General features: G+C 69.0%; 18 protein-coding genes. 13 read left to right on the forward strand and 5 right to left on the reverse strand.

Annotated elements, in window-relative coordinates; all coding sequences use genetic code 11:
- Positions 1–90: 90 nt before the first annotated feature.
- The gene (locus tag AC5I49_RS02790) at positions 91–1,257 is read left to right on the forward strand and encodes a helix-turn-helix domain-containing protein (RefSeq protein ID WP_495788812.1); all 1,167 of its coding nucleotides are present in this window, start codon (positions 91–93) and stop codon (positions 1,255–1,257) included.
- Here the strand turns inward: AC5I49_RS02790 and AC5I49_RS02795 are convergent.
- Complete coding sequence (locus AC5I49_RS02795) at positions 1,254–2,162, reverse strand: LysR substrate-binding domain-containing protein (RefSeq protein ID WP_016446789.1); 909 nt, start codon at positions 2,160–2,162, stop codon at positions 1,254–1,256. The two genes, AC5I49_RS02790 and AC5I49_RS02795, sit on opposite strands and share 4 nt — an antisense overlap.
- Before the next feature lie 105 nt (positions 2,163–2,267).
- On the opposite strand from AC5I49_RS02795, the gene eno reads away from it, so the two are divergent.
- Positions 2,268–3,602 (forward strand): phosphopyruvate hydratase, encoded by a 1,335-nt coding sequence (gene eno, locus AC5I49_RS02800; protein WP_016446790.1) that lies wholly within the window; start codon positions 2,268–2,270, stop codon positions 3,600–3,602.
- Here the strand turns inward: eno and AC5I49_RS02805 are convergent.
- Positions 3,548–4,516 (reverse strand): class I SAM-dependent methyltransferase, encoded by a 969-nt coding sequence (locus tag AC5I49_RS02805; protein WP_016446791.1) that lies wholly within the window; start codon positions 4,514–4,516, stop codon positions 3,548–3,550. The genes eno and AC5I49_RS02805 overlap by 55 nt on opposite strands.
- A 156-nt stretch (positions 4,517–4,672) precedes the next feature.
- Positions 4,673–4,987, reverse strand: coding sequence for a hypothetical protein (locus AC5I49_RS02810; protein ID WP_016446792.1), 315 nt, complete (start codon positions 4,985–4,987; stop codon positions 4,673–4,675).
- Positions 4,988–5,151: 164 nt separating this feature from the next.
- On the opposite strand from AC5I49_RS02810, the gene AC5I49_RS02815 reads away from it, so the two are divergent.
- From AC5I49_RS02815 to AC5I49_RS02835, 5 genes are all read left to right on the forward strand, one after another.
- Entirely contained in the window at positions 5,152–5,871 is a 720-nt protein-coding gene (locus tag AC5I49_RS02815) for a methylated-DNA--[protein]-cysteine S-methyltransferase (protein ID WP_047218261.1), read from the forward strand.
- Between the two features lie 137 nt (positions 5,872–6,008).
- Positions 6,009–6,800, forward strand: a complete 792-nt coding sequence (locus AC5I49_RS02820; RefSeq protein ID WP_016452876.1) for an SDR family oxidoreductase — start codon at positions 6,009–6,011, stop codon at positions 6,798–6,800.
- 117 nt (positions 6,801–6,917) lie between these two features.
- A complete protein-coding gene (locus tag AC5I49_RS02825; RefSeq protein WP_495788813.1) occupies positions 6,918–7,340 on the forward strand; it encodes a PaaI family thioesterase in 423 nt (140 codons plus the stop codon).
- Between the two features lie 98 nt (positions 7,341–7,438).
- Complete coding sequence (locus AC5I49_RS02830) at positions 7,439–8,455, forward strand: NADP-dependent oxidoreductase (RefSeq protein WP_207442709.1); 1,017 nt, start codon at positions 7,439–7,441, stop codon at positions 8,453–8,455.
- A 28-nt stretch (positions 8,456–8,483) separates the two neighbouring features.
- Positions 8,484–9,389, forward strand: coding sequence for an SDR family oxidoreductase (locus tag AC5I49_RS02835; protein WP_013802724.1), 906 nt, complete (start codon positions 8,484–8,486; stop codon positions 9,387–9,389).
- Between the two features lie 3 nt (positions 9,390–9,392).
- Here the strand turns inward: AC5I49_RS02835 and AC5I49_RS02840 are convergent, their stop codons facing one another.
- Positions 9,393–10,091, reverse strand: a complete 699-nt coding sequence (locus AC5I49_RS02840) for an Lcl C-terminal domain-containing protein (protein WP_017407324.1) — start codon at positions 10,089–10,091, stop codon at positions 9,393–9,395.
- Between the two features lie 183 nt (positions 10,092–10,274).
- Between AC5I49_RS02840 and AC5I49_RS02845 the strand changes: the two genes are divergently transcribed.
- The 6 genes from AC5I49_RS02845 to AC5I49_RS02870 all read left to right on the forward strand — a co-directional run bounded on the left by AC5I49_RS02845 (position 10,275) and on the right by AC5I49_RS02870 (position 19,535).
- Complete coding sequence (locus AC5I49_RS02845; protein WP_280047921.1) at positions 10,275–11,516, forward strand: multidrug effflux MFS transporter; 1,242 nt, start codon at positions 10,275–10,277, stop codon at positions 11,514–11,516.
- Positions 11,513–12,940 (forward strand): MFS transporter, encoded by a 1,428-nt coding sequence (locus AC5I49_RS02850; protein WP_026062877.1) that lies wholly within the window; start codon positions 11,513–11,515, stop codon positions 12,938–12,940. The genes AC5I49_RS02845 and AC5I49_RS02850 overlap by 4 nt, the downstream gene beginning before the upstream one ends.
- 166 nt (positions 12,941–13,106) lie before the next feature.
- On the forward strand, positions 13,107–14,486 hold the full coding sequence (locus AC5I49_RS02855; protein ID WP_495788814.1) for an efflux RND transporter periplasmic adaptor subunit: 1,380 nt from the start codon (positions 13,107–13,109) through the stop codon (positions 14,484–14,486).
- 18 nt (positions 14,487–14,504) lie between these two features.
- Entirely contained in the window at positions 14,505–17,693 is a 3,189-nt protein-coding gene (locus AC5I49_RS02860; protein WP_016446800.1) for an efflux RND transporter permease subunit, read from the forward strand.
- Complete coding sequence (locus AC5I49_RS02865) at positions 17,690–19,156, forward strand: efflux transporter outer membrane subunit (protein WP_495788815.1); 1,467 nt, start codon at positions 17,690–17,692, stop codon at positions 19,154–19,156. Before AC5I49_RS02860 ends, AC5I49_RS02865 begins: the two co-directional genes overlap by 4 nt.
- Before the next feature lie 49 nt (positions 19,157–19,205).
- Positions 19,206–19,535 (forward strand): antibiotic biosynthesis monooxygenase family protein, encoded by a 330-nt coding sequence (locus AC5I49_RS02870; RefSeq protein WP_016446802.1) that lies wholly within the window; start codon positions 19,206–19,208, stop codon positions 19,533–19,535.
- Here AC5I49_RS02870 and AC5I49_RS02875 read toward each other — a convergent pair.
- Positions 19,520–20,602 carry a DUF72 domain-containing protein gene (locus AC5I49_RS02875; RefSeq protein ID WP_495788816.1) on the reverse strand — a complete coding sequence of 361 codons (1,083 nt, stop codon included), beginning with the start codon at positions 20,600–20,602 and terminating at the stop codon, positions 19,520–19,522. The two genes, AC5I49_RS02870 and AC5I49_RS02875, sit on opposite strands and share 16 nt — an antisense overlap.
- Positions 20,603–20,753: the final 151 nt, after the last annotated feature.

Raw genomic sequence — 20,753 nt, forward strand, 5'->3', positions numbered from 1 at the left:
AGCCCGGCAATCCGTTCCAACACGGGTGATTTCCCTAGTGCTGTCCTGTGCCGTGGCGGAACAACAATCGCGGCAGTTTTGATGTCCGTCATGCAACAGCCGCCTCCCGCCCCACTGTCCTCCAACCCCTTCTATGCCACGCGCCAGGACCGGGTGGCGCTGGCGCGCGAGCGCTATTTCGAGCGTGGCGAGCGCCCCTCGGGCCTGGTGTCCGAGCCCGTGCTGCAGTCCTGGACGCGCTGCCTGGGCGCCAGCCGCAGCCCCGACGAGAAGATCAGCTTCGACCCGGTCAGCAAGATCCGCACGGCCACCTTGCTGACCCACAACCGCGCGCTGATCGAGGCGGCGCGCGACCCCATCGCCGAACTCGAGACCGTGATCGCGGGCAGCCAGGCGCGCGCCATGCTCACCTGCAGCGAGGGCGTGGTGTTGATCGCCTCGCGCCCCACGCCGGGCGACGGCCCGCTGCTGCTGACGGCCGCGCGCGTGGGCGTGAACATTGCCGAGGATGCCGTGGGCACGGGCGCACCCGGCGTGGCCGTGCGCACGGGCGAGGTCTGCCATGTGCGTGGCGGCGAGCATTTCTTTCGCTGCCTGGCCTCGCTGCACTGCGCGGCCGCGCCCGTGCGCGACGCCAGCGGGCGCACCGTGGCCATGCTGGACCTGAGCAGCGAGGCGGGCCCCTTTCGCTTCGACGCAGGCGCCATGGCCCACATGTACGCCACCTGCATCGAGAACCGGCTGCTGGTGGGCGCCGCCCGCATGCACCTGCTGCTGCGCTTCCAGTCCAGCCGCAGCATGTTCGGCACGCCGCTGGAAGGGCTGGCCGCCGTGGATGGCGAAGGCATGGTGCGCTGGTTCAACGGCGTGGGTGCCCAGTTGTTCGACAGCCCGCGCCGGCCCGCCGAGGGGCTGGCGGCAGAGGAAGTCTTCGGCCTGGGCCTGAACCAGTTGCTGGAGCTGGCCCACCACGGCCAGGCGCGCCCGCAGATGCTGCCTACGGGGCTGACGCTGTGGATGCAGGTGCAGCTGGATGAGGCATCTTCCCATGTCGAAGAGGGGCTGCCGGCCATCGAGGCCCTGCCGCCGCCCGCCGAGGCGCCGTCCGAGGCACCGTCTTCCCTGGGCGAGGCCAGCCGCGAGCTGATTGAGCAGGCCCTGGCCCGCTGCCAGGGCAATATCTCGCAGGCCGCCCGCATGCTGGGCGTCTCGCGCGGGCTGCTGTACCGGCGCCTGCGGGAGTGGGGGCGGCTCTAGCTGGCCAGCGCGCTGCGCATCCATTCGATGAAGACCCCTGCTTGGGCGGGCAGCGCACGCCCTGCGGCGGGCACGGCGCGCAGGCCACCCTCGAAGGGCACGAAGCCATGGGGCGCCACCAGCAGCCCCTCCTGGAGCTCGCGTGCGATCAGCCGCTGCTCCACGAGGGCAACGCCCAGGCCCGACAGTGCTGCCTCTATGCACAGGTGGGTGTGCGGGAACGCCAGCGTCTCGCCCAGGGCCACGGGCTGGCCCGTCAGGGCTTCCCATTGGTTCCAGGCGCTGGCCGTGTACTCATGTGCAATGCGCGCGCGGTTGGCGGGCCGGCGCCGGGCATAGGCCGGCGTGCAGACTGCGCCGAAGTGCACGGGCGCCAGTTCGATGGCGCGGCGGCGGTCTGCCTCGCCGTAGGTGGACAGGTCCCAGGCAATGATCAGGTCGGCGCCTTCATTGCGCATCTCGCGCGCCGAGGTCATTGACAGGCGGATGCGGATATGTGGGTGGCTGCGGTAGAACACCGCCAGCTGCGGCACCAGCCAGCGCATGGCAAAGGTGGCGCTGCAGGCTACATGCAGCCCCGGTGCCTGGGCGTCGCGCGCCAGCTGGGCATAGGCGGCCTCCAGCTGGTCGAAGGCCGTGCGCACCGAGGCATGGAAGGCGGCGCCGGCCTCGGTCAGGCGCAGGCCCGTGCCTTCTTTCTCGAACAGCGCCGCGCCCGCGTGCTCCTGCAGCAGGCGCAGGTGGCGGCTGATGGCGCCGTGGCTGCGGCACAGTTCCTCGGCCGCGCGGGTCACCGAGCCGGTGCGGGCAATGGCCTCGAAGGCGCGCAGGGCGGCCAGCGGCGGCAGTTGTCTCATGGCAATCAATTCGTCAGAAAAGCTGACGCATGGGCAGAAAAACTGCATTGTCCCGCATCGCCGTGATTTCTAGCATGGGTGCCTGTGCATTGGAGTTTTGCAGGCTTGCCAGCTCCTTTGCACAGTTCAATTTCTTGACGAAAAGGAGTTTCCATGCAGATCACCGATATCGCGGCCCATGAGGCGCTGGACAGCCGGGGCCATCCCACCGTGGAGGTCGAGGTCGAACTGGAGGACGGCGCACGCGGCCTGGCCCTGGTGCCCTCGGGCGCCTCCACGGGGCGGCATGAGGCGCTGGAGCGGCGCGACGGCGATGCCTCGCGCCACCTGGGCAAGGGCGTGCTGGGGGCGGTGCAGGCCGTCAACACCGAGCTGCGCGATCTGCTGCGCGGCATGCAGGCAGACGCCCAGGGCCGTATCGACACGGCCATGATGGCGCTGGACGGCACGCCCGGCAAAAGCCGGCTGGGCGCCAACGCGCTGCTGGGCGTGTCGCTGGCCGTGGCCCGCGCGGCGGCGGCCAGCCAGCGCATGCCGCTGTGGCGGCACATGGGCGGTGCCCAGGCGCGCGTGCTGCCCGTGCCCATGATCAATGTCATCAACGGTGGCGCCCATGCCGACAATCCGCTGGACTTCCAGGAGTTCATGCTGCTGCCGGTGGGGGCGGACAGCTTCGGTGAGGCGCTGCGCATGGGCGCCGAGGTCTTCCACACGCTGCGCCATGCGCTCAAGGCCGCAGGCCACAGCGTCAACGTGGGCGATGAGGGCGGCTTTGCGCCCGCCCTGCGCAGCGCGCCCGAGGCGCTGGACCACCTGATGGCCGCCATCGAGCGCGCCGGCCTGCGCCCCGGCAGGGACATCGCCCTGGCCCTGGACCCTGCGGCCAGTGAATTCCATGGCGAGGACGGCTACCGCTACGCGGGCGAGGGCCTGGTGCGCAGCCGCCAGCAGCAGGTGGACTACCTGGCGCAACTGGTGGAGCACTACCCCATCGTCTCCATCGAGGACGGCATGGCCGAGGACGATATCGAGGGCTGGCAGGCCCTGGGCCGGCGCCTGGGCGGACGCTGCCAGCTGGTGGGCGACGATGTGTTCTGCACGAACCCCGGCCTGTTCGAGAGCGGCATTGCCCGGGGCGTGGGCAATGCCATCCTGGTCAAGATCAACCAGATCGGCACGCTGACCGAAACCTGGGACGTGCTGCGCCTGGCGCATGGCGCGGGCTATGGCGTGGTGATGTCGCACCGCTCGGGCGAGACCGAGGACACCAGCATTGCCGACCTGGCCGTGGCGGCCCAGTGCGCCATGATCAAGACCGGCTCGCTGTCGCGCGCCGACCGCACGGCCAAGTACAACCGGCTGCTGCGCATCGAGCGCGAACTGGGCCCGGCCGCCGTCTATGCGGGGCGCCGTGCGCTCAAGGGCCGGGCGGGTCAGGAAGCCGTGTCGGCCGCTGCGGGTGTTGCGGGGGTTGCGGGCGCCCTGTAGACCAGCACCTTGAGGCTGCGCTCGGCGTCGATGTCGGCGAAGGTGGCCGGATTGGCCAGGCGCTCGACGAACTCCAGCTCGGGGGCCACTTCCTGCATCTGCGATGTCAGGAACTGCGTGCCCATCTCGGGCGCGTTCAGGCACAGCAGCACATGGCCGCCGGGGCGCAGCAGGTCGGGCAGGCGGCGCATCAGGCGGGCATAGTCCTTGGTGGCGACGAAGCTGCCCTTCTGGTAGCTGGGCGGGTCCACCACGATCAGGTGGTACGGCCCGCCGCGCGTGATCTTGCCCCAGCTGCTGAAGATGTCGTGGGCCAGGAAGCTGGCGCCCGACAGATCGTTGAGCCGGTGGTTCTGCTGGCCCGTGGCCAGCGCGCCCTGGGCCATGTCCATGTTCATCACATGGCGCGCCCCGGCCTGCAGGGCCACCACCGAAAAGGCGCAGGTGTAGGCGAACAGGTTGAGCACCTTGATGCCATGGCGGTGCTCGGGATGGTTGGCGACATGCGCGTGCACCCAGCGCCGGCCTTCGGCCATGTCCAGGAACAGGCCGTGGTTCTGGCCGCGCAGCACCTGCACGCGGTAGCGCGTGCCGGCCTCGGTGACGATGTGCGGGTCTGGCACTTCGCCGGCCATGAGCCGGGTTTCGGCGGGCGCGGCGGGCTGGCGCAGCTGGTAGACCCAGTTCAGGGGCTGGCCCGGTGCCAGTTCGCTCCAGCGCAGTGACAGCGCCGTGCCGATGGCGGCCAGGGCGTCTTCGTCCAGCGGCTGGAAGCTGGTGAGCACCAGCACGGGCGGGAAGGCATCGAGCACCAGATGCTCGCAGCCCGGGTACAGGCCGCCACGGCCGTGGAAGATGCGTTGGGCGTCGGAGGGCAGGGCCATCCGGGCGATGGCGTCGAGCAGGGCTTGCATGGGAAAGGCTGGATCTGGCAGGGGCGCCGGGCATGCCCGGTGGAACCGCTTGGAACCAGGCAGGGGCCGACGAAAAGGTCTGCCAGTGTATGCAGTTTGGGGCCCAGCCCAGGCAAACCCGGGCTCAGGCCCCATTCAGCGGTGCCGCGGGCAGGCTCAATGCCGCCAGCCGCGGCGCACCTCGAAGAAGCTGCACTCGCCATCGCCCAGGCCCTGCATGCCGGCCTCGGTGGCGGCGCGGGCGGCTTTCATCCAGCGGGTGAAGGCGAGCTTGGCGTCTTCGCTGATTTCCTCTGGAGGCATGTCCTCCAGCCCCTGTACGAGCGACAGGGTTTCGCTGACCTGCTCGGCACTGCCGAGCTGGCGTTCCAGCACGCGGGCATAGCGTGCCTCGGCCTTGTTGCGTTCCTGCTCGGGCAGGTTGGGGTAGTCACACAAGGTGACGGTGAAGGCGGCTTCTTGCATGTCCATGGTTCATGAGATGAGGATGATGACTGGCGAAATATACAGTATTAACTGGCTGCACATCCAGTATTTTTCCGGTGTTTTTTTACAGTGTTATCCCGGTGGGGTCGCTGCCGGGCAGCGGCTGCAGTCGTGCGGCCACAATCGCCTGCAAGGAGAAAACCATCGCCATGAAGAACGAATCGACCACGGGCAGCCCGGCCTGGGACCCCGAAGCCACGGGCCACGCGCTGTTTGCCACGCGCGTGGGGCCCTGCGGCGTGGCCTGGGGCGCCTGCGGCCTGGTGGCCTTTCAGTTGCCCGAGGTGGACGGCCCGGCCGCCACGCGCACGCGCATGCTGCGCGGCGTGCAATTGCGCAGACCGGGCAGCTACGCCGCAGCGGCGCGGGCCGAGGACCTGCCGGTGAGCGTGGCACAGGCCATCGCCGGCGTGCAGGTGCTCATGGCGGGCCATGGCGAATGGACTGTGGAGCCTCTCGCGCCCAGCGCACAGCAGTTGCGTGACGGCCCGGTGCTGCCCGATCTGCGATCACGGCGCATGCTGCCCGCAGGCGAGGCATTGCCGGATCTGGCCGGGCTGGCGCTGGACTGGCACGGCGTGTCGGAATTTCACCGCCGCGTCTACGAGCTGACGCGTGCCATCGCTCCCGGCCATACGCGCACCTATGGCGAGATCGCGCGCGAGTTGGGCGAGGTGGGCCTGTCGCGCGCCGTGGGACAGGCGCTGGGCCTCAACCCCTTCGCGCCCGTGATTCCCTGCCACCGCGTGCTGGCCGCCGGCGCCCAGCCGGGCGGTTTTTCGGGCGGCGCAGGTGCGCTGACCAAGCTGCGCATGCTGGAGATCGAGGGTGCGGCCTGGGGCGGCACGCGCTCGCTGTTCGGGGATTGACGGGCCGGACACGCATGTGACATGCGGCACGGCGGGGCGGCTTGCACAATCGCCGCTGCAGGCCGTCCCGGCAGGGGAGGGCCGCCCTCCATTCCACCCATGACCGGCACACAAGACCCGGCGCAGGAGACAGACGAATGACTCGCAATGTGCAGCAACTTTTCGACCTCACCGGCAAGACGGCCCTGGTGACCGGCGGCTCGCGCGGCCTGGGCCTGCAGATGGCCCATGCGTTGGGCGAGGCGGGCGCCAGGATCATGCTGAGTTCGCGCAAGGCTGCCGACCTGGAGGAAGCCGCCGCCGAGCTGCAGGCCGCAGGCATCGACGCCCGCTGGATCGCCGCCGACTGCGCCAACGAGGCCGATATCGAGCGCCTGGCCGCCGAGACGCTGGAGCGCCTGGGCCAGGTGGACATCCTCATCAACAACGCGGGCGCCAGCTGGGGCGCGCCGGCCGAGGAGCACCCGGTGGCCGCCTGGGACAAGGTGATGAACCTCAACGTGCGCGGCTACTTCCTGCTGAGCCAGCAGATCGCGCGGCGCAGCATGATCCCGCGCAAGACCGGGCGCATCATCAACCTGGCCTCCATCGCAGGCCTGGGCGGCAACCCGCTGGGCATGAAGACCATTGCCTACAACACCTCCAAGGGAGCCGTCATCAACTTCACGCGCGCGCTGGCCGGCGAGTGGGGCGTGCATGGCATCACCGTCAACGCCATCTGCCCGGGCTTTTTCAAGACCAAGATGGCCAGCGTGCTGATCGAGACCCTGGGCGAGGACGAGATGAAATCCCATGCCCCGCTGCGCCGCCTGGGCGACGACGAGGACCTCAAGGGCCTGACCCTGCTGTACGCCAGCGACGCGGGCAAGCACATCACGGGCCAGTGGATGGCCGTGGACGGCGGCGTCAGCGCCCTGGTGGGCGGCTGAACGCGGCGGCGCTGCTGCCGAGGTGACAGTTTTTCCCGCAGATCGTGCCGCCGCGCGCCATGGTGCCTTCGGGCGCCCTTATGCTCGCCTGCATTGCGATCTGAACTGGAGAATTTCGTGCTGGATTTTGGCCACCCCATCCCCTTCGTCGACCACCTGGGTTTCACCCTGCACAGCATGGAGGACGGGGAGTCCGAACTGCGCTTCGAGGCGCGTCCTGAGCACCTGAACACCTTTGACGTGACCCACGGCGGCGCCACCATGACCCTGCTGGACGTGACCATGGCCGTGGCCGCACGCAGCCTGCAGCGCGATATGGGCTGCGTGACCATAGAGATGAAGACCAGCTTCATGCAGCCGGCGCGCGGCCCCCTGGTGGCCAAGGGCGTGGTGCTGCACCGCACGCGTTCCATGGCCTATACCGAGGCGCGCGTGTTCGATGCCTCGGGCCGGCTGTGCAGCCATGCGACCGGAACGTTCAAGTACATGCCGCGCGTGGCCAAGCCGGCCGCCGCCGAGACAACCCTCGCCACGGACTGATCCGCACGGCGAATTTGCCAGATACCCAATGCCACACGCCAGCCCCGGCAGCACCGGGAACTGGTTTCATTGTTTGTGATGCCACCGGAGGTTTTCCCATGCCCGTGAACCAGCAGATCCTGCTCGACAACCGCCCCGAGGGCGAAGCCGTGGAAAGCAATTTCCGCCTTGTCAGTACCGAGACCCCGGCGCTGGCCGAAGGCCAGGTGCTGGTGCGCCACCACTACCTGAGCCTGGACCCCTACATGCGCGGCCGCATGAATGACAGCAAGAGCTACGCCCAGCCGCAGCCGCTGGGTGAGGTCATGATCGGCGGCACCGTGGGCGAGGTGGTGGAAAGCCGCCATCCCAAGTTTGCCGTTGGCGACAAGGTCGTGGGCATGGGCGGGTGGCAGGAATACAGCGTGGTCGATGGCGATGCGCCCGGCATGCTGCGCAAGGTGGACACCACCCATGTGCCGCTGTCGCACTACCTGGGCGCCGTGGGCATGCCCGGCGTGACGGCCTGGTACGGCCTGGTCAAGATCATCGCCCCCAAGGCCGGCGAGACCGTGGTGGTCAGCGCCGCCACGGGCGCCGTGGGCAGCGCGTTCGCGGCCCTGGCCAAGGCACGCGGCTGCCGCGTGGTGGGCATTGCGGGCGGCCCCGAGAAGTGCCGCTACGCCACCGAGGAGCTGGGCTTCGACGCTTGCATCGACTACCGCGAGCACCCCGACACCAAGACCATGGCCAAGGCGCTCAAGGACGCCTGCCCGCAGGGCATCGACGGCTACTTCGAGAACGTGGGCGGCTACATCCTCGACGCCGTGCTGCTGCGCACCAACGCCTTTGCGCGCATCGCGCTGTGCGGAATGATCGCCGGCTACGACGGCACGCCGCTGCCCATGACCAATCCCGCGCTCATCCTGATCAACCGCATCCGCATCGAAGGCTTCATCGTCAGCGAGCACATGGAAGTCTGGCCCGAGGCGCTGCAGGAACTGGGCCGCCTGGTGGGCACCGGCAAGCTGCGCCCGCGCGAGAGCATTGCCGAAGGCATTGCCTCCGCACCTTCCGCTTTCCTGGGTCTGCTCAAGGGCAAGAACTTTGGAAAGCAACTCGTCAAATTGATCTGAACCACCACAAAAACCAGGAGACAAGGGAATGATCAAGAACTTCAAGGGCAAGACGGCGGTGCTGACGGGCGCAGGCTCGGGCTTCGGCCTGGAGTGCGCGCGCATCGGCGCGAAGCTGGGCATGAACCTGGTGCTGGTCGATGTGCAGCAGGAAGCGCTGGACAGGGCCGCCGCCGAGTTCGAAGGGCAGGGCGTGCGCGTGCTGGCGCGCCGCGTGGATGTGTCCGACGCAGCCCAGATGCAGGCCCTGGCCGATGAGGTGCGCCAGCAGTTCGGCGCGCCGCACTTCGTGTTCAACAACGCAGGCGTGGGCGCGGGCGGGCTGGTCTGGGAGAACACGCTGGAAGATTGGCAGTGGGTGCTGGGCGTCAACCTCTGGGGCGTGATCCACGGCGTGCGGCTGTTCACGCCCATGATGCTGGAGGCGGCCAAGGCCGACCCGTCCTTCGAGGGCCACATCGTCAACACGGCCAGCATGGCCGGCCTGCTGGCGCCGCCCAACATGGGCATCTACAACGTCAGCAAGCATGCCGTGGTGAGCCTGACCGAGACGCTCTACCAGGACCTGGCCCTGGTCTCCGACCAGATCAGCGCCAGCGTGCTGTGCCCCTTCTTCGTTCCCACGGGCATCAGCCACAGCGAGCGCAACCGGCCCAGCCACCTGGCCGCCCAGCCGCTGACGGCCAGCCAGAAGATAGGCCAGGCCATGAGCGAGAAGGCCGTGGGCTCGGGCAAGGTCACGGCCCCCGATGTGGCGCAGAAGGTTTTCGACGCCATTGCGGCCAACCAGTTCTACATCTACAGCCATCCGCAGGCGCTGGGCTCGGTCCAGACCCGCATGGAGGATGTGGTGCAGGGCCGCAATCCCACCGATCCGTTCGCGCACAAGCCCGAACTGGGCGCCAGCTTGAAGGCCTCGCTGCGCGCGGCCTGAGCGTCAGTCCTCCTCGTCCGGGTCCGGCCGGTGGGGGGCTGGCCTGGCGGGAGCCTCGGCCTTTTCCTCTGGCGGCGCGGAGGGCAGGGGCCGCACCAGCCGCACCATGAGCTGGTTGCCGCGCCCCATGTCGGGCCGCGTCTCCAGGCTGTCGAGGTCAATCGCCCAGGCCTGCTGGGCCGACAGCTGCGTACCGGCGCTGCCCGAGATGTTGCTGTAGTTGTAGGGATTGACGGGCCGTGCGTTCACCGCTGCCGTGCCCGTCCAGTGCCAGCCGCGCGGCGCGCCCGGGAACAGCTCGGGCGACAGGCCTTGCGGCCGTATATCGCGCGAGATCAGCCGGCGCATCTCGTTGACGCGCGGCAGGCGCCAGCGCACGCCGTCCTGCTTAGCCCGCTCGGCGGCCAGGGCCTGCGCCTGCTTGTGCGTGAACAGCTCCGGCAGGCCCGCGCAGGTCTTGCCATTCCAGTGCATGCCTTCCACGCAGCGCGGCCACAGCAGGCGGGCGCGGCGGTCGATCACGTCGCGGCCGTCTTCGGACACTTCCAGCATGGCAGTGGCGCCGGCCTTGGCGTCACCGCGGGCCTGCGGCGGCGCCGCATGGGCCGGGCCCTGCATGCACGCGCCCAGCAGCAGGGCGGCAAGCAGGGGCCTTGGCAATGCGTTGAGGGTCGGCAGGAAGAGGGGCGTGGATGAGTGCATGGGGTGTCTATGCTGCTGTGTTGGCAATCTCGTATCCGAGCGTAACAGGGTTGCGGCCCCGCAAACTTGTGCCACGGCAAGCCGCCAGCGCCGCACGCGCCGGCCCGCCTGCCCAGGAAATGTGAGCACCACCCTGCAGCCCGCAGCGCTTGCCGCCACAATGGCGCGTCTATGTCTGCGTCTATGCCTTCTCCCTCTTCTTCTCCCGCTTCCCCTGATTCCCACACGCTGCGTCTGGTGCTGATCCTGGGCCTGCTCTCGGCCATCGGCCCGTTTGCCATCGACATGTACCTGCCCGCGCTGCCCCAGATCGGCAGCAGCCTGGGCGCCCAGGTGGGCGCGGTGCAGGCCAGCCTGACGGCCTTCTTTCTTTCGCTGGGCGTGGGCCAGCTGCTGTACGGGCCGGTCTCGGACATGGTGGGGCGCAAGCCGCCGCTGTACTTCGGCCTGACCGTGTTCGCGCTGGCCAGCGTGGGCTGCGCCATGGCCACCAGCATCGAGACGCTGGTGGTGCTGCGCTTCATCCAGGGCCTGGGCGCGGCCGCCGGCATGGCCGTGCCGCGCGCCGTGGTGCGCGACCTGCACACCGGCCACGCGGCGGCCCGCATGATGTCGCTGCTGATGCTGGTGTTCAGCGTCTCTCCCATCCTGGCGCCGCTGGCCGGCAGCGGCGTGATCGCCGTCAGCAGCTGGCGCGGCGTGTTCTGGGCCGTGGCCGTGGCGGCCGTGATCGGCCTGGTGGCCGTGTTCATGGGCCTGAAGGAAACGCGCGGGGCCGCCGCGCGGCTGGACAGCAGCGTGGCCGGCGCACTGCGCGCCTACGGCGTGCTGCTGCGCGACTGGCATTACCTGGGCCTGGTCTTCATCGGCGGCTGCGCCATGGCGGGCTTTTTCGTCTACCTGGCTGGCTCTCCCTTTGTGCTGATCAACTACTACGGGCTCAGCTCCACCCAGTACAGCCTGGCCTTCGGGCTCAACGCCATCGCCTTCATCGGCGCGGCGCAGTTCACGGGCTGGCTGGGCCAGCGTTTCGGCCTGGTGCGCGTGGTCAAGGTGGCGGCCACCGGCTCGGGCCTGGTGATGCTGTCGCTGCTGTCGTACTACCTGCTGGGCGGTGAGCGGCTGGCCGTGCTGATCGGCCTGTACTTCGTGGCCAGCGCGCTGATGGGGCTGGTGATTCCGACGACCTCGGTGCTGGCGCTGGAGGAGCACGGCGCCATCGCCGGCACGGCCTCGGCGCTGCTGGGCACGCTGCAGATGCTGTCGGGTGCGGCGGCCATGCAGATCGTGGGCCTGTTCTCCACGGGCAAGCCCCTGCCCATGGTGGTGGGCATGGCCACGGGCGCGCTGATCGGCGTGGCGCTGGCCTGGATCACGCTGGGCGGCGCACGTGCTCACCGCGTGGGTGCAAAGGGCCATTCATGAGCGTGGCTCCCGCAGCAGAGGCTGGTGGGCCTGTACCCGACGGACTTGCGTCCGGCCCCCGCGGCCAGGCCATGCTGGTCATCATCCTGGGGCTGACGCTGTCGGTGCTGGACAGCACCCTGGTCAATCTGGCACTGCCAGCCATGGCGCGCGAGCTGCAGGCCAGCTCGGCCCATACGCTGTGGGTGGTCAATTCCTACCAGCTTGCCAGCCTGGTGCTGCTGCTGCCGCTGGCGGCCCTGGGCGAACGCCTGGGCTACCGCCGCGTGTATCTGGTGGGCATGCTGGTGTTCTCCCTGGCCTCGCTGGCAGCCATGCTGGCCACATCGCTGCCCACGCTGGTGGCTGCGCGGGCGCTGCAGGGCCTGGGCGCTGCGGGCGTGATGAGCGTCAACGCCGCCCTGGTGCGGCTGATCTATCCGCGTGCCTTGCTGGGCCGGGGCATGGCCGTCAATTCGCTGGTGGTGGCCACGGCATCCATGGCCGGGCCTTCGGTGGCGGCGGCCATTTTGTCGGTGGCCAGCTGGCCCTGGCTGTTTGCGGCCAACCTGCCGCTGGGCCTGTTCACGCTGTGGCTGGGACGCCGGGCGCTGCCGGCCAATGCGGTGCCGGCACACGCGGGCGCGCGGCTGTCGCCGCTGGATGTGCTGCTCAACATCCTCATGTTCAGCCTGATCTTCCTGGGCGGCGAGCAGCTGGGCATGCGCGCCGGCGGTGCCCAGTCGTCCCTGCCTTCGGGCTGGTGGCTGCTGGGCGCGGGCCTGCTGGTGGGGCTGTGGTATGTGCGCCGCCAGTGGCGCCTGCCTGCGCCGCTGCTGCCGGTGGACCTGCTGCGCATTCCGGTGTTCGCGCTGTCCATGTGCGGATCGGTGAGCGCCTTTTGCGCGCAGATGCTGGCCTACCTGGCCCTGCCTTTCCTGCTGCTGGAGTCGCACGGCATGTCGCCCATCGAGGCCGGGCTGCTGATCACGGCCTGGCCGCTGGCCACGGTGATGACGGCGCCCATTGCGGGCCGGCTCATCGGCCGCTATGCGGACGGGCTGCTGGGCGGCATCGGCATGGCCATGTTCGCCTGCGGCCTGTGGGCGCTGGCGGCCATGCCCGATGCGCCCTCGACCCTGGACATGGTCTGGCGCATGCTGCTGGCGGGCAGCGGCTTTGCGCTGTACCAGTCGCCCAACAACCACACCATCGTGACCTCGGCGCCGCTGGCACGCAGCGGCGCGGCCGGCGGCATGCTGAGCTCGGCGCGGCTCACGGGGCAGACGCTGGGGGCCGTGGTGCTGGCCACCATCTTCACCGTCTCGGGCGGGCATGGCGGCCATGCCGAAATCGTGGCCCTGGCCGTGGCGGGCTGCTTTGCGGCCATGGCGGGCGTGTTCAGCATGCTGCGCGTGCGCACGGCGCCCGCCGCCAGGCACTGAACAGACCGGCAAATGGCATTGAACTTGCATGTGTCGGCGCGCTCCGACACCTGCATCATCCTGGATGGTCTTGCCACGAGACTGCGGTGGCATGCCATCCACTTTACAAACAAGAAATATGGGCACTGCACAATCGTGCGATGCCCCCAACGACTTCGCTGTTCCTATGAATTTTGACGTGCCTCTTTCGCCGAGTACGCGCCTTGCGGCGCCTTCCGATTCCCAGCCCGGCGCAGGGCACGCACAACCTTCTGCCTCGCTTGCACGCAGCAAGCGCCCCGGTGCTGCCGTGCTGTGCGCGCTGGCACTGGCCGCCAGCCTGGCCGCCTGCTCCAGGCAGGATGCAGCGCCCGCCGCCGCAGCCAAGGCTGCGCCCGAGGTGGGCGTGGTCACGCTGCAAAAGCAGAGCCAGCAGCTGGAGGCCACGCTGCCGGGCCGCACACGCGCCTCGCTGACCGCCGAGGTGAGGCCCCAGGTCTCGGGCATCGTGCAAAAGCGCCTGTTCACCGAAGGCGCCCTGGTGCGCCAGGGCCAGCAGCTCTACCAGATCGACGCGGCCTCGCTGCGCGCCACCGAGGCCAGCGCCCAGGCGGCCCTGGCCAAGGCCGAGGCCAGCGCCCGCACGCTGGAGGCCACGTCGCGGCGCAATGCCGAGCTGGTCAAGATCGATGCCATCAGCCAGCAGGCGTTTGAAGAAAGCCAGGCCGCCGCAGCCCAGTCGCGCTCGGACGTGGCCGTGGCCAAGGCCAATCTGGAGACCGCGCGCATCAACCTCAAGTACAGCCGCATCGAGGCGCCCATCAGCGGGCGCATCAGCCTGTCCACGGTGACGCCGGGCGCGCTGGTGACGGCCAACCAGACGGAGGCGCTGACCTCCATCGTGCAGCTGGACCCCATGTATGTGGACTTCACCCAGTCCACCAGCGAGCTGCTGCAGCTCAAGCGCGACTGGGATGCCGGGCGCTTCCAGAAGGTGGAGGGCGACAAGGTCGCCGTGCGTATCCGCCTGGACGATGGCACGGAATACGGCCACCAGGGCAAGCTGCAGTTTGCCGGCGTGATCGTCAATGCCACCACGGGCAGCGTCACGCTGCGCGCCGTGGTGCCCAACCCGCAGGGCCTGCTCATGCCCGGCATGTATGTGCAGGCGCTGCTGCCCACGGGCCTGGCGCCCGAGGCGCTGCTGGTGCCCCAGCAGTCGGTGACGCGCGACCTGACCGGCAAGGCCAGCGTGCTGGTGGCCAAGGCCGACGACGTGATCGAGCGCAGGCCCGTGAACATCGACCGCGCCGTGGGCAATATGTGGCTGCTGCAGGACGGCCTGTCGGCCGGCGAGCGCGTGGTGGTCGATGGCTTCCAGCGCATCAAGCCCGGCGACAAGGTGCGTGCCGTGGAGGTGGACCTGCGCGCCAAGGCCCAGGCCCGCAAGGGCAAGCCCGCTGATGGCCCGGCAGCGGCGGCCGCGCCTGGCGCTGCCGACAAGGCTTCCGCGGCCGCTGAACCAGCTCCTGCACCCGTAGCGGCTCCGGCCCCTGCGGCCCGGTAAGCCGCAGGAACCCGTCACATGGCTCAGTTCTTCATCAACCGGCCCATCTTCGCGTGGGTCATCGCCATCGTCATCATGCTGGGCGGCGCGCTGTCCATCTTCACGCTGCCGCTGGAGCAATACCCCGACATCGCGCCGCCGCGCGTGACCATCGGCGCGCAGTACACGGGCGCCTCGGCCGAGACGGTCGAGAACTCGGTGACCCAGATCATCGAGCAGCAGCTCAAGGGCATCGACAACATGCTCTACATGAGCTCCACGTCCGACGCCTCGGGCCGCGCGCGCACCACGCTGACCTTTGCGCCGGGCACCAACATCGACGTGGCCCAGGTGCAGGTGCAAAACAAGCTGCAGTCCGCCGTGAACCGCCTGCCCGACGCCGTCAAGAGCCGGGGCGTGTTCGTGAACAAGGGCGGCCAGGACTTCCTGGTCACCTACAGCTTCTTCTCCAAGGACCCGGCCATGACCGCGGTCGACATCGGCGACTACCTCACCAGCAACCTGGTCGACGTGATCGGCCGGCTGGACGGCGTGGGCGATGTCAACGTCTTCGGCACCAACTATGCGATGCGCATCTGGATGGACCCGGCCAAGATGGAGAAGTACGCGCTGATGCCGTCGGACCTGGTCAATGCGCTGAACTCGCAGAACGCCCAGGTCTCGGCCGGCCAGCTGGGCGCGCTGCCTGCCGTGGCGGACCAGCAGCTGAACGCCACCATCACGGCGCGCACCAAGCTCAAGACGGTGGAGCAGTTCGAGGACATCGTCCTGAAGTCGTCCGTGGACGGCTCGGTGGTGCTCATGAAGGACGTGGCCCGCGTGGAGCTGGGCGCCGACAACCTGACCATCAAGGCCAAGCTCAACGGCCTGCCGGGCGCGGGCATGGGCATCGTGCTGGCCGATGGTGCCAACGCCATGAACGTGGCCGACACCATCGCCGCCAAGCTGGCCGAGCTCAAGCCCTTCTTTCCCAACGAGATCGACTACTTCGTCAGCTCGGACTCCACGCCCTTCGTGCGCGCCTCCATCAAGGAAGTGGTCAGCGCGCTGGGGGAGGCCATGATCCTCGTGGTCATCGTGATGTTCATCTTCCTGCAGAACTTCCGCGCCACGATGATCCCCGCCATCGCCGTGCCCGTGGTGCTGCTGGGCACCTTCGGCGTGCTGTCGCTGGCCGGGTACTCGATCAATACGCTGACCATGTTCGCCATGGTGCTGGCCATCGGCCTGCTGGTGGACGATGCCATCGTCGTGGTGGAGAACGTCGAGCGCGTGATGCACGAGACGGGCATGTCGCCCAAGCAGGCCACGCGCCAGTCCATGCGCGAGATCACGCCAGCCCTGGTGGGCATCGGCGTGACGCTGTCGGCCGTGTTCGTGCCCATGGCCTTCTTCGGCGGCTCCACGGGCGTGATCTACCGGCAGTTCTCCATCACCATCGTCGCGGCCATGGCGCTGTCGGTGTTCGTGGCGCTGACGCTCACGCCGGCGCTGTGCGCCACGCTGCTCAAGCCGCCCGCAGCGGGCGGGGCAGGGCATGACCGCCCGATCCGCAGCGGCATCCTGGGGGTGAACGACCGGTTCTTCCGCTGGTTCAACCACCATTTCGACGCCACGGCCGCGCGCTACCAGGGCACGGTGGCGTACTCGCTGCGCCGCGCCAAGCGCATGATGCTGATCTTCCTGGCCGTCTGCGGCGTGGTCTGGCTGCTGATGGCGCGCCTGCCCACGTCCTTCCTGCCCGACGAGGACCAGGGCTTTGTCTTCGTCAACATCAACCTGCCCTCGGGCGCGGCCGACACGCGGCTGCAGGGCGTGCTCGACGAGGTGCGCGACTACTTTGCCAAGCAGCCCGACGTGCTGAGCTTCTACCAGGTCTCTGGCCTGAACGGCGACCAGGCCTCGGCACGCGCCTTCGTGCGGCTGAAGACCTGGGAGGAGCGCCCGCTGCCGGGCCAGTCGGCCTCCGAGATCGCGCACCGGGCGACCCGGGAGCTGGCCTCCATCCGCGATGCGCGCGTGCTGGTCATGCTGCCGCCGGCCGTGCGCGGCCTGGGCTCCAGCTCGGGCTTCAACTTCATGATCAAGGACATGAACGGCCTGGGCCACCAAGCGCTGCTGCAGGCCAAGGAAAAATTCCTGACCGAGGCCCGCAAGCGCCCCGAGCTCACCAATCTGCGCATGACCAACCTGGAGGACGCCAGCGAGCTGCGCCTGGACATCGACGACCGCAAGGCCGCTGCGCTCGGCCTGTCGTACACCGACATCAACAGCGTGCTGTCCAGCGCCATGGGCGGCACCTATGTCAACGACTTCCTGAACAACGAGCGCGTCAAGCGCGTCTACATCCAGGGCGATGCGCCGCACCGCATGCTGCCCCAGGACATCGCCAAATGGACGGTGCGCAACGGCAAGGGCGAGATGGTGCCGTTCAGCGCCTTCTCCAGCAGCTACTGGGCCTACGGTTCGCCCCAGCTCATGCGCTACAACGGCAACCCGGCCTACGAAATGGAAGGCCGCGCCGCGCCGGGCGTCAGCTCGGGCACGGCCATGCAGATCGTCGAGGACATCCTGCGCACGCTGCCGGCCGGCATAGGCTACGAGTGGACGGGGGCCTCGCTGCAGGAGCGCCAGTCGGGCGCGCAGGCGCCGCTGCTGTACGCCATCTCCATCCTCTTCGTGTTCCTGTGCCTGGCGGCGCTGTACGAGAGCTGGACCGTGCCGCTGTCCGTGATGCTGGCCGTGCCGCTGGGCGTGGTGGGCGCGCTGGCCGCCACCTATACGCGCGGGCTGACCAATGACGTGTACTTCCAGGTGGGCCTGCTGACCACGGTGGGCCTGGCATCCAAGAACGCCATCCTGATCGTGGAATTTGCCGTGCAACTGCAGGAGCAGGGCAAGAGCATCTTCGACGCAGTGGTCTCGGCCGTGCGCCTGCGCCTGCGGCCCATTTTGATGACCTCGCTGGCCTTCGGCTTCGGCGTCATTCCGCTGGCCATCGGCACGGGTGCCGGCGCGGGCGGGCGCAATGCCATCGGCACGGCCGTGCTCGGCGGCATGCTGGCCTCCACGGTGCTGGGCATCTTCCTGGTGCCGGTGTTCTTCCTGCTGATCCGCAGCTGGTTCAAGAGCCACTCGCGCACGGATGAAGAAAGCCCGCAGCAGGCAACCGACTCACCCCATACCACCAAGGAGAGCGCAGCATGAGGCGCCGAATGAACCGTTCCACCCTCGCCGCTGCGGCCGCGCTGGCGGCCCTGCTGTCCGGCTGCAATCTTGCGCCGCAGCACCGCACGCCGGACATGCCCGTGCCCGACACGGTGGGCAGCACCGCAGCCAATCCGGCACAGGCCGACGAGGCCAGCCTGCAGGCGGCCGCCGCGCTGGAATGGGTGCAGTCCCGGCAGCTGCGCGAGGTCATTGCGCTGGCCCTGGCCAACAACCGCGACCTGCGCGTGGCGGTGGAGAACATCGAGCGCGCGCGTGCCCAGTACGGCATCACGCGCGCCGACCTGCTGCCCAGCGTCAACGCCCAGGCCCAGGCCAGCCGTGCGCGCACGGCCGCCGGCATGACAAGCACCACGCAATCGGCATCTGTCAGCACCCAGTACACGGCCCAGCTGGGCTTTGCCAGCTACGAGATCGACCTCTGGGGCCGCGTGCGCAACCTCAGCGAGGCCGCGCTGCAGCAGTTCCTGCAAAGCGAGCAGAACCGGCGCAATGTGCAGATCGGCCTGGTGGCCGACGTGGCCAACGCCTGGCTCACGCTGGCCGCCGACCAGGCCCGCCTGCAGCTGGCACGCGACACCCTGGCCAGCCGCGAGAAGGCCTACGAGCTGACGCGGCGCATGCATGAGATAGGTTCGACCTCGGGCCTGGTGCTGGCCCAGAACCAGACCACGGTGGACACGGCGCGCGGCGACGTGGCCAGCTTCACCTCCCAGGTGGAGCGTGACCGCAACGCCCTGCAGTTGCTGGTGGGCGGTCCGCTGCCCGACAGCCTGCTGCCCGGCGCCGCCACGCTGCGCGCCGGCGCCCAGCCTGCGGCGGCGCTGCAGCCCGTGCCTGCACCGCTGCCCTCCAGCGTGCTGCTGGTGCGCCCCGATATCCAGGCCGCCGAGAACAACCTGCGCGCCATGGAGGCCAACATCGGCGCCGCCCGCGCAGCCATGTTCCCCACCATCAGCCTCACGGCCAGCGTGGGATCGGGCAGCCGCGAGCTCGATGGCCTCTTTGGCAGCAGCAGCACCTGGAGCTTCATCCCCCTGGTGCGCCTGCCCATCTTCGACGGTGGCCGCAACCGTGCGGGCGTGCAGGTGGCCGAGGCCAACCAGCGCATCGCCATCGCCCAGTACGAGAAGGCCGTGCAGACGGCCTTCCGCGAGACCGCCGACGTGCTGGCCGACCGCGCGCAGTGGGACGAGCGCCTGGCCGCCCAGACCAGCATGGTCGCGGCCACGCAAAAGGCCTTCGACCTGTCGGAGGCACGCTTCAAGGCCGGCGTGGACAACTACCTCACCGTGCTGGATGCGCAGCGCAGCCTCTACACGGCCCAGCAGACCCTGATCGGCCTGCGCCTGTCCGAGCAGCTCAACCGCGTCACGCTGTGGAAGGTGCTGGGCGGAGAGCAGGTGCAGGCGCCGTCCGCCTCTGAGCCGGCGAATTCCTGAGCGCGGGCGGTGTATTCTGCGGGCCCGCAGAACTTGCCGCCCGACCACGATGAGCCCCTTTGCCAACACCCCCGAGCCGCCTTACTACGCCGTCATCTTCTCGTCGCGCAGAACGCCGGACGACGATGATGGCTACGGCCTCATGGCCCAGCGCATGGTGGACCTGGCCGCGCAGCAGCAGGGTTTCCTGGGTGCGGAAAGCACGCGCGGCGAGGACGGTTTCGGCATCACCGTGTCCTACTGGTCCACGGCCGAATCCATCGCGCGCTGGAAGCAGGATGCCGAGCACCTGGTCGCCCAGCAACTGGGCAAGGACGCCTGGTACGAGCACTATGAATTGCGCGTGGCCCGCGTGGAGCGCGCCTACGGCAAGCGCTGAACCCGGGCCGCCTCCGCCTGGACCACGGCCTCGGCCAGCAGCGCGATGGAGCGCGGCGCGCAGCCTTCGGCATCGTTGCTCACCGTCACAAAGGCGGGCAGCCCGCGGCTGGTGATGCCATCGATGGTCTTGGCGAGGATGGCGCGCGTGTGCGCATCGGGCGTGCGGATCTCGTCGAAGGGGTCGTGCTTCTTTTGCGCATCGGGATAGCCGTAGGCACCGAACTCGCGGTTCAGGTTCCAGCGGCAGACCAGCGGGGTGGGCCACAGCCCGCGCAGAAAAACCAGTTGCTCCTCGATGGGGGGCATCTTGCCGTGCAGTCCCAGGCAGAAGGTGGTGCCACTGGCGCGCAGGGTGTCGGCCAACTGCGGCGTCAGCAGCTCCGGGTCGCGCACCTCCACCGCCACGATGATCTGCGCGCCCAGCGGATGGGCGGCCAGCGCAGCGCGCACCGCCTCCAGCATGGCCTGAAGCCGCGCCAGCAGTTCGGTGGGGCGGCTGAGCAGGCCCCAGGTCATCGGGCTGAGCTGGAACACCAGCACGCCCAGCCGCTCGCCCAGCCCTTCGAGCGTGGGCTCGACGAAGCTGGTGACGGCCAGATCGGGTTGAAGGAACACCGGGTTCAGCGACATGCCCTTGCCGTCCTCGTCACGCACCTGCGCGTCAGTAACCACGGATGGGCACTTGACCACGAAGCGGAAATCAGCCGGCACCTGGCCCGCGAAGGCCAGGTACTGGCTGGCCGTCAACGGCCTCCAGAAGCTGCGGTCCACGCAGACCGTTCGCATCAACGGATGCCGGCCATAGGCCTCCAGTCCCTTCTTGGCCAACACGCTTTTGTCATAGGCGCCATCCCAGATCAAGCCTTCCCAGCCCGGGTAGGACCAGGTGGAGACCCCCATGCGCAGGCCCTGCGCAAGCTGGTCCGCCAGCGCCTGCCATTGCAGGGCCTGGGGCGCCAGCTGCACGGAGCCGGCGGCCTTGCGCGGTGCCGGTGTGCGGCCGGCAGGCGCGGGCGGCGGGGCAGGGGCCGATGGTGGGGGAGAACCGAACAGATCGTCTTGCATTCGAAGCTGGTGATTGTGGCAGAGGGCGCCTGCCTGCCGCAGGGCCCCGGCAAAAGCAGGCAGTGGATTGATTTTGCAAGCCCTTGAATTCATTGGCCTGCAAGAAATGCTTGCATTTGCGGGTCGGCCGCGAGCGGCCCGGCCCGAATCG

This window comes from Delftia sp., from assembly GCF_059499305.1.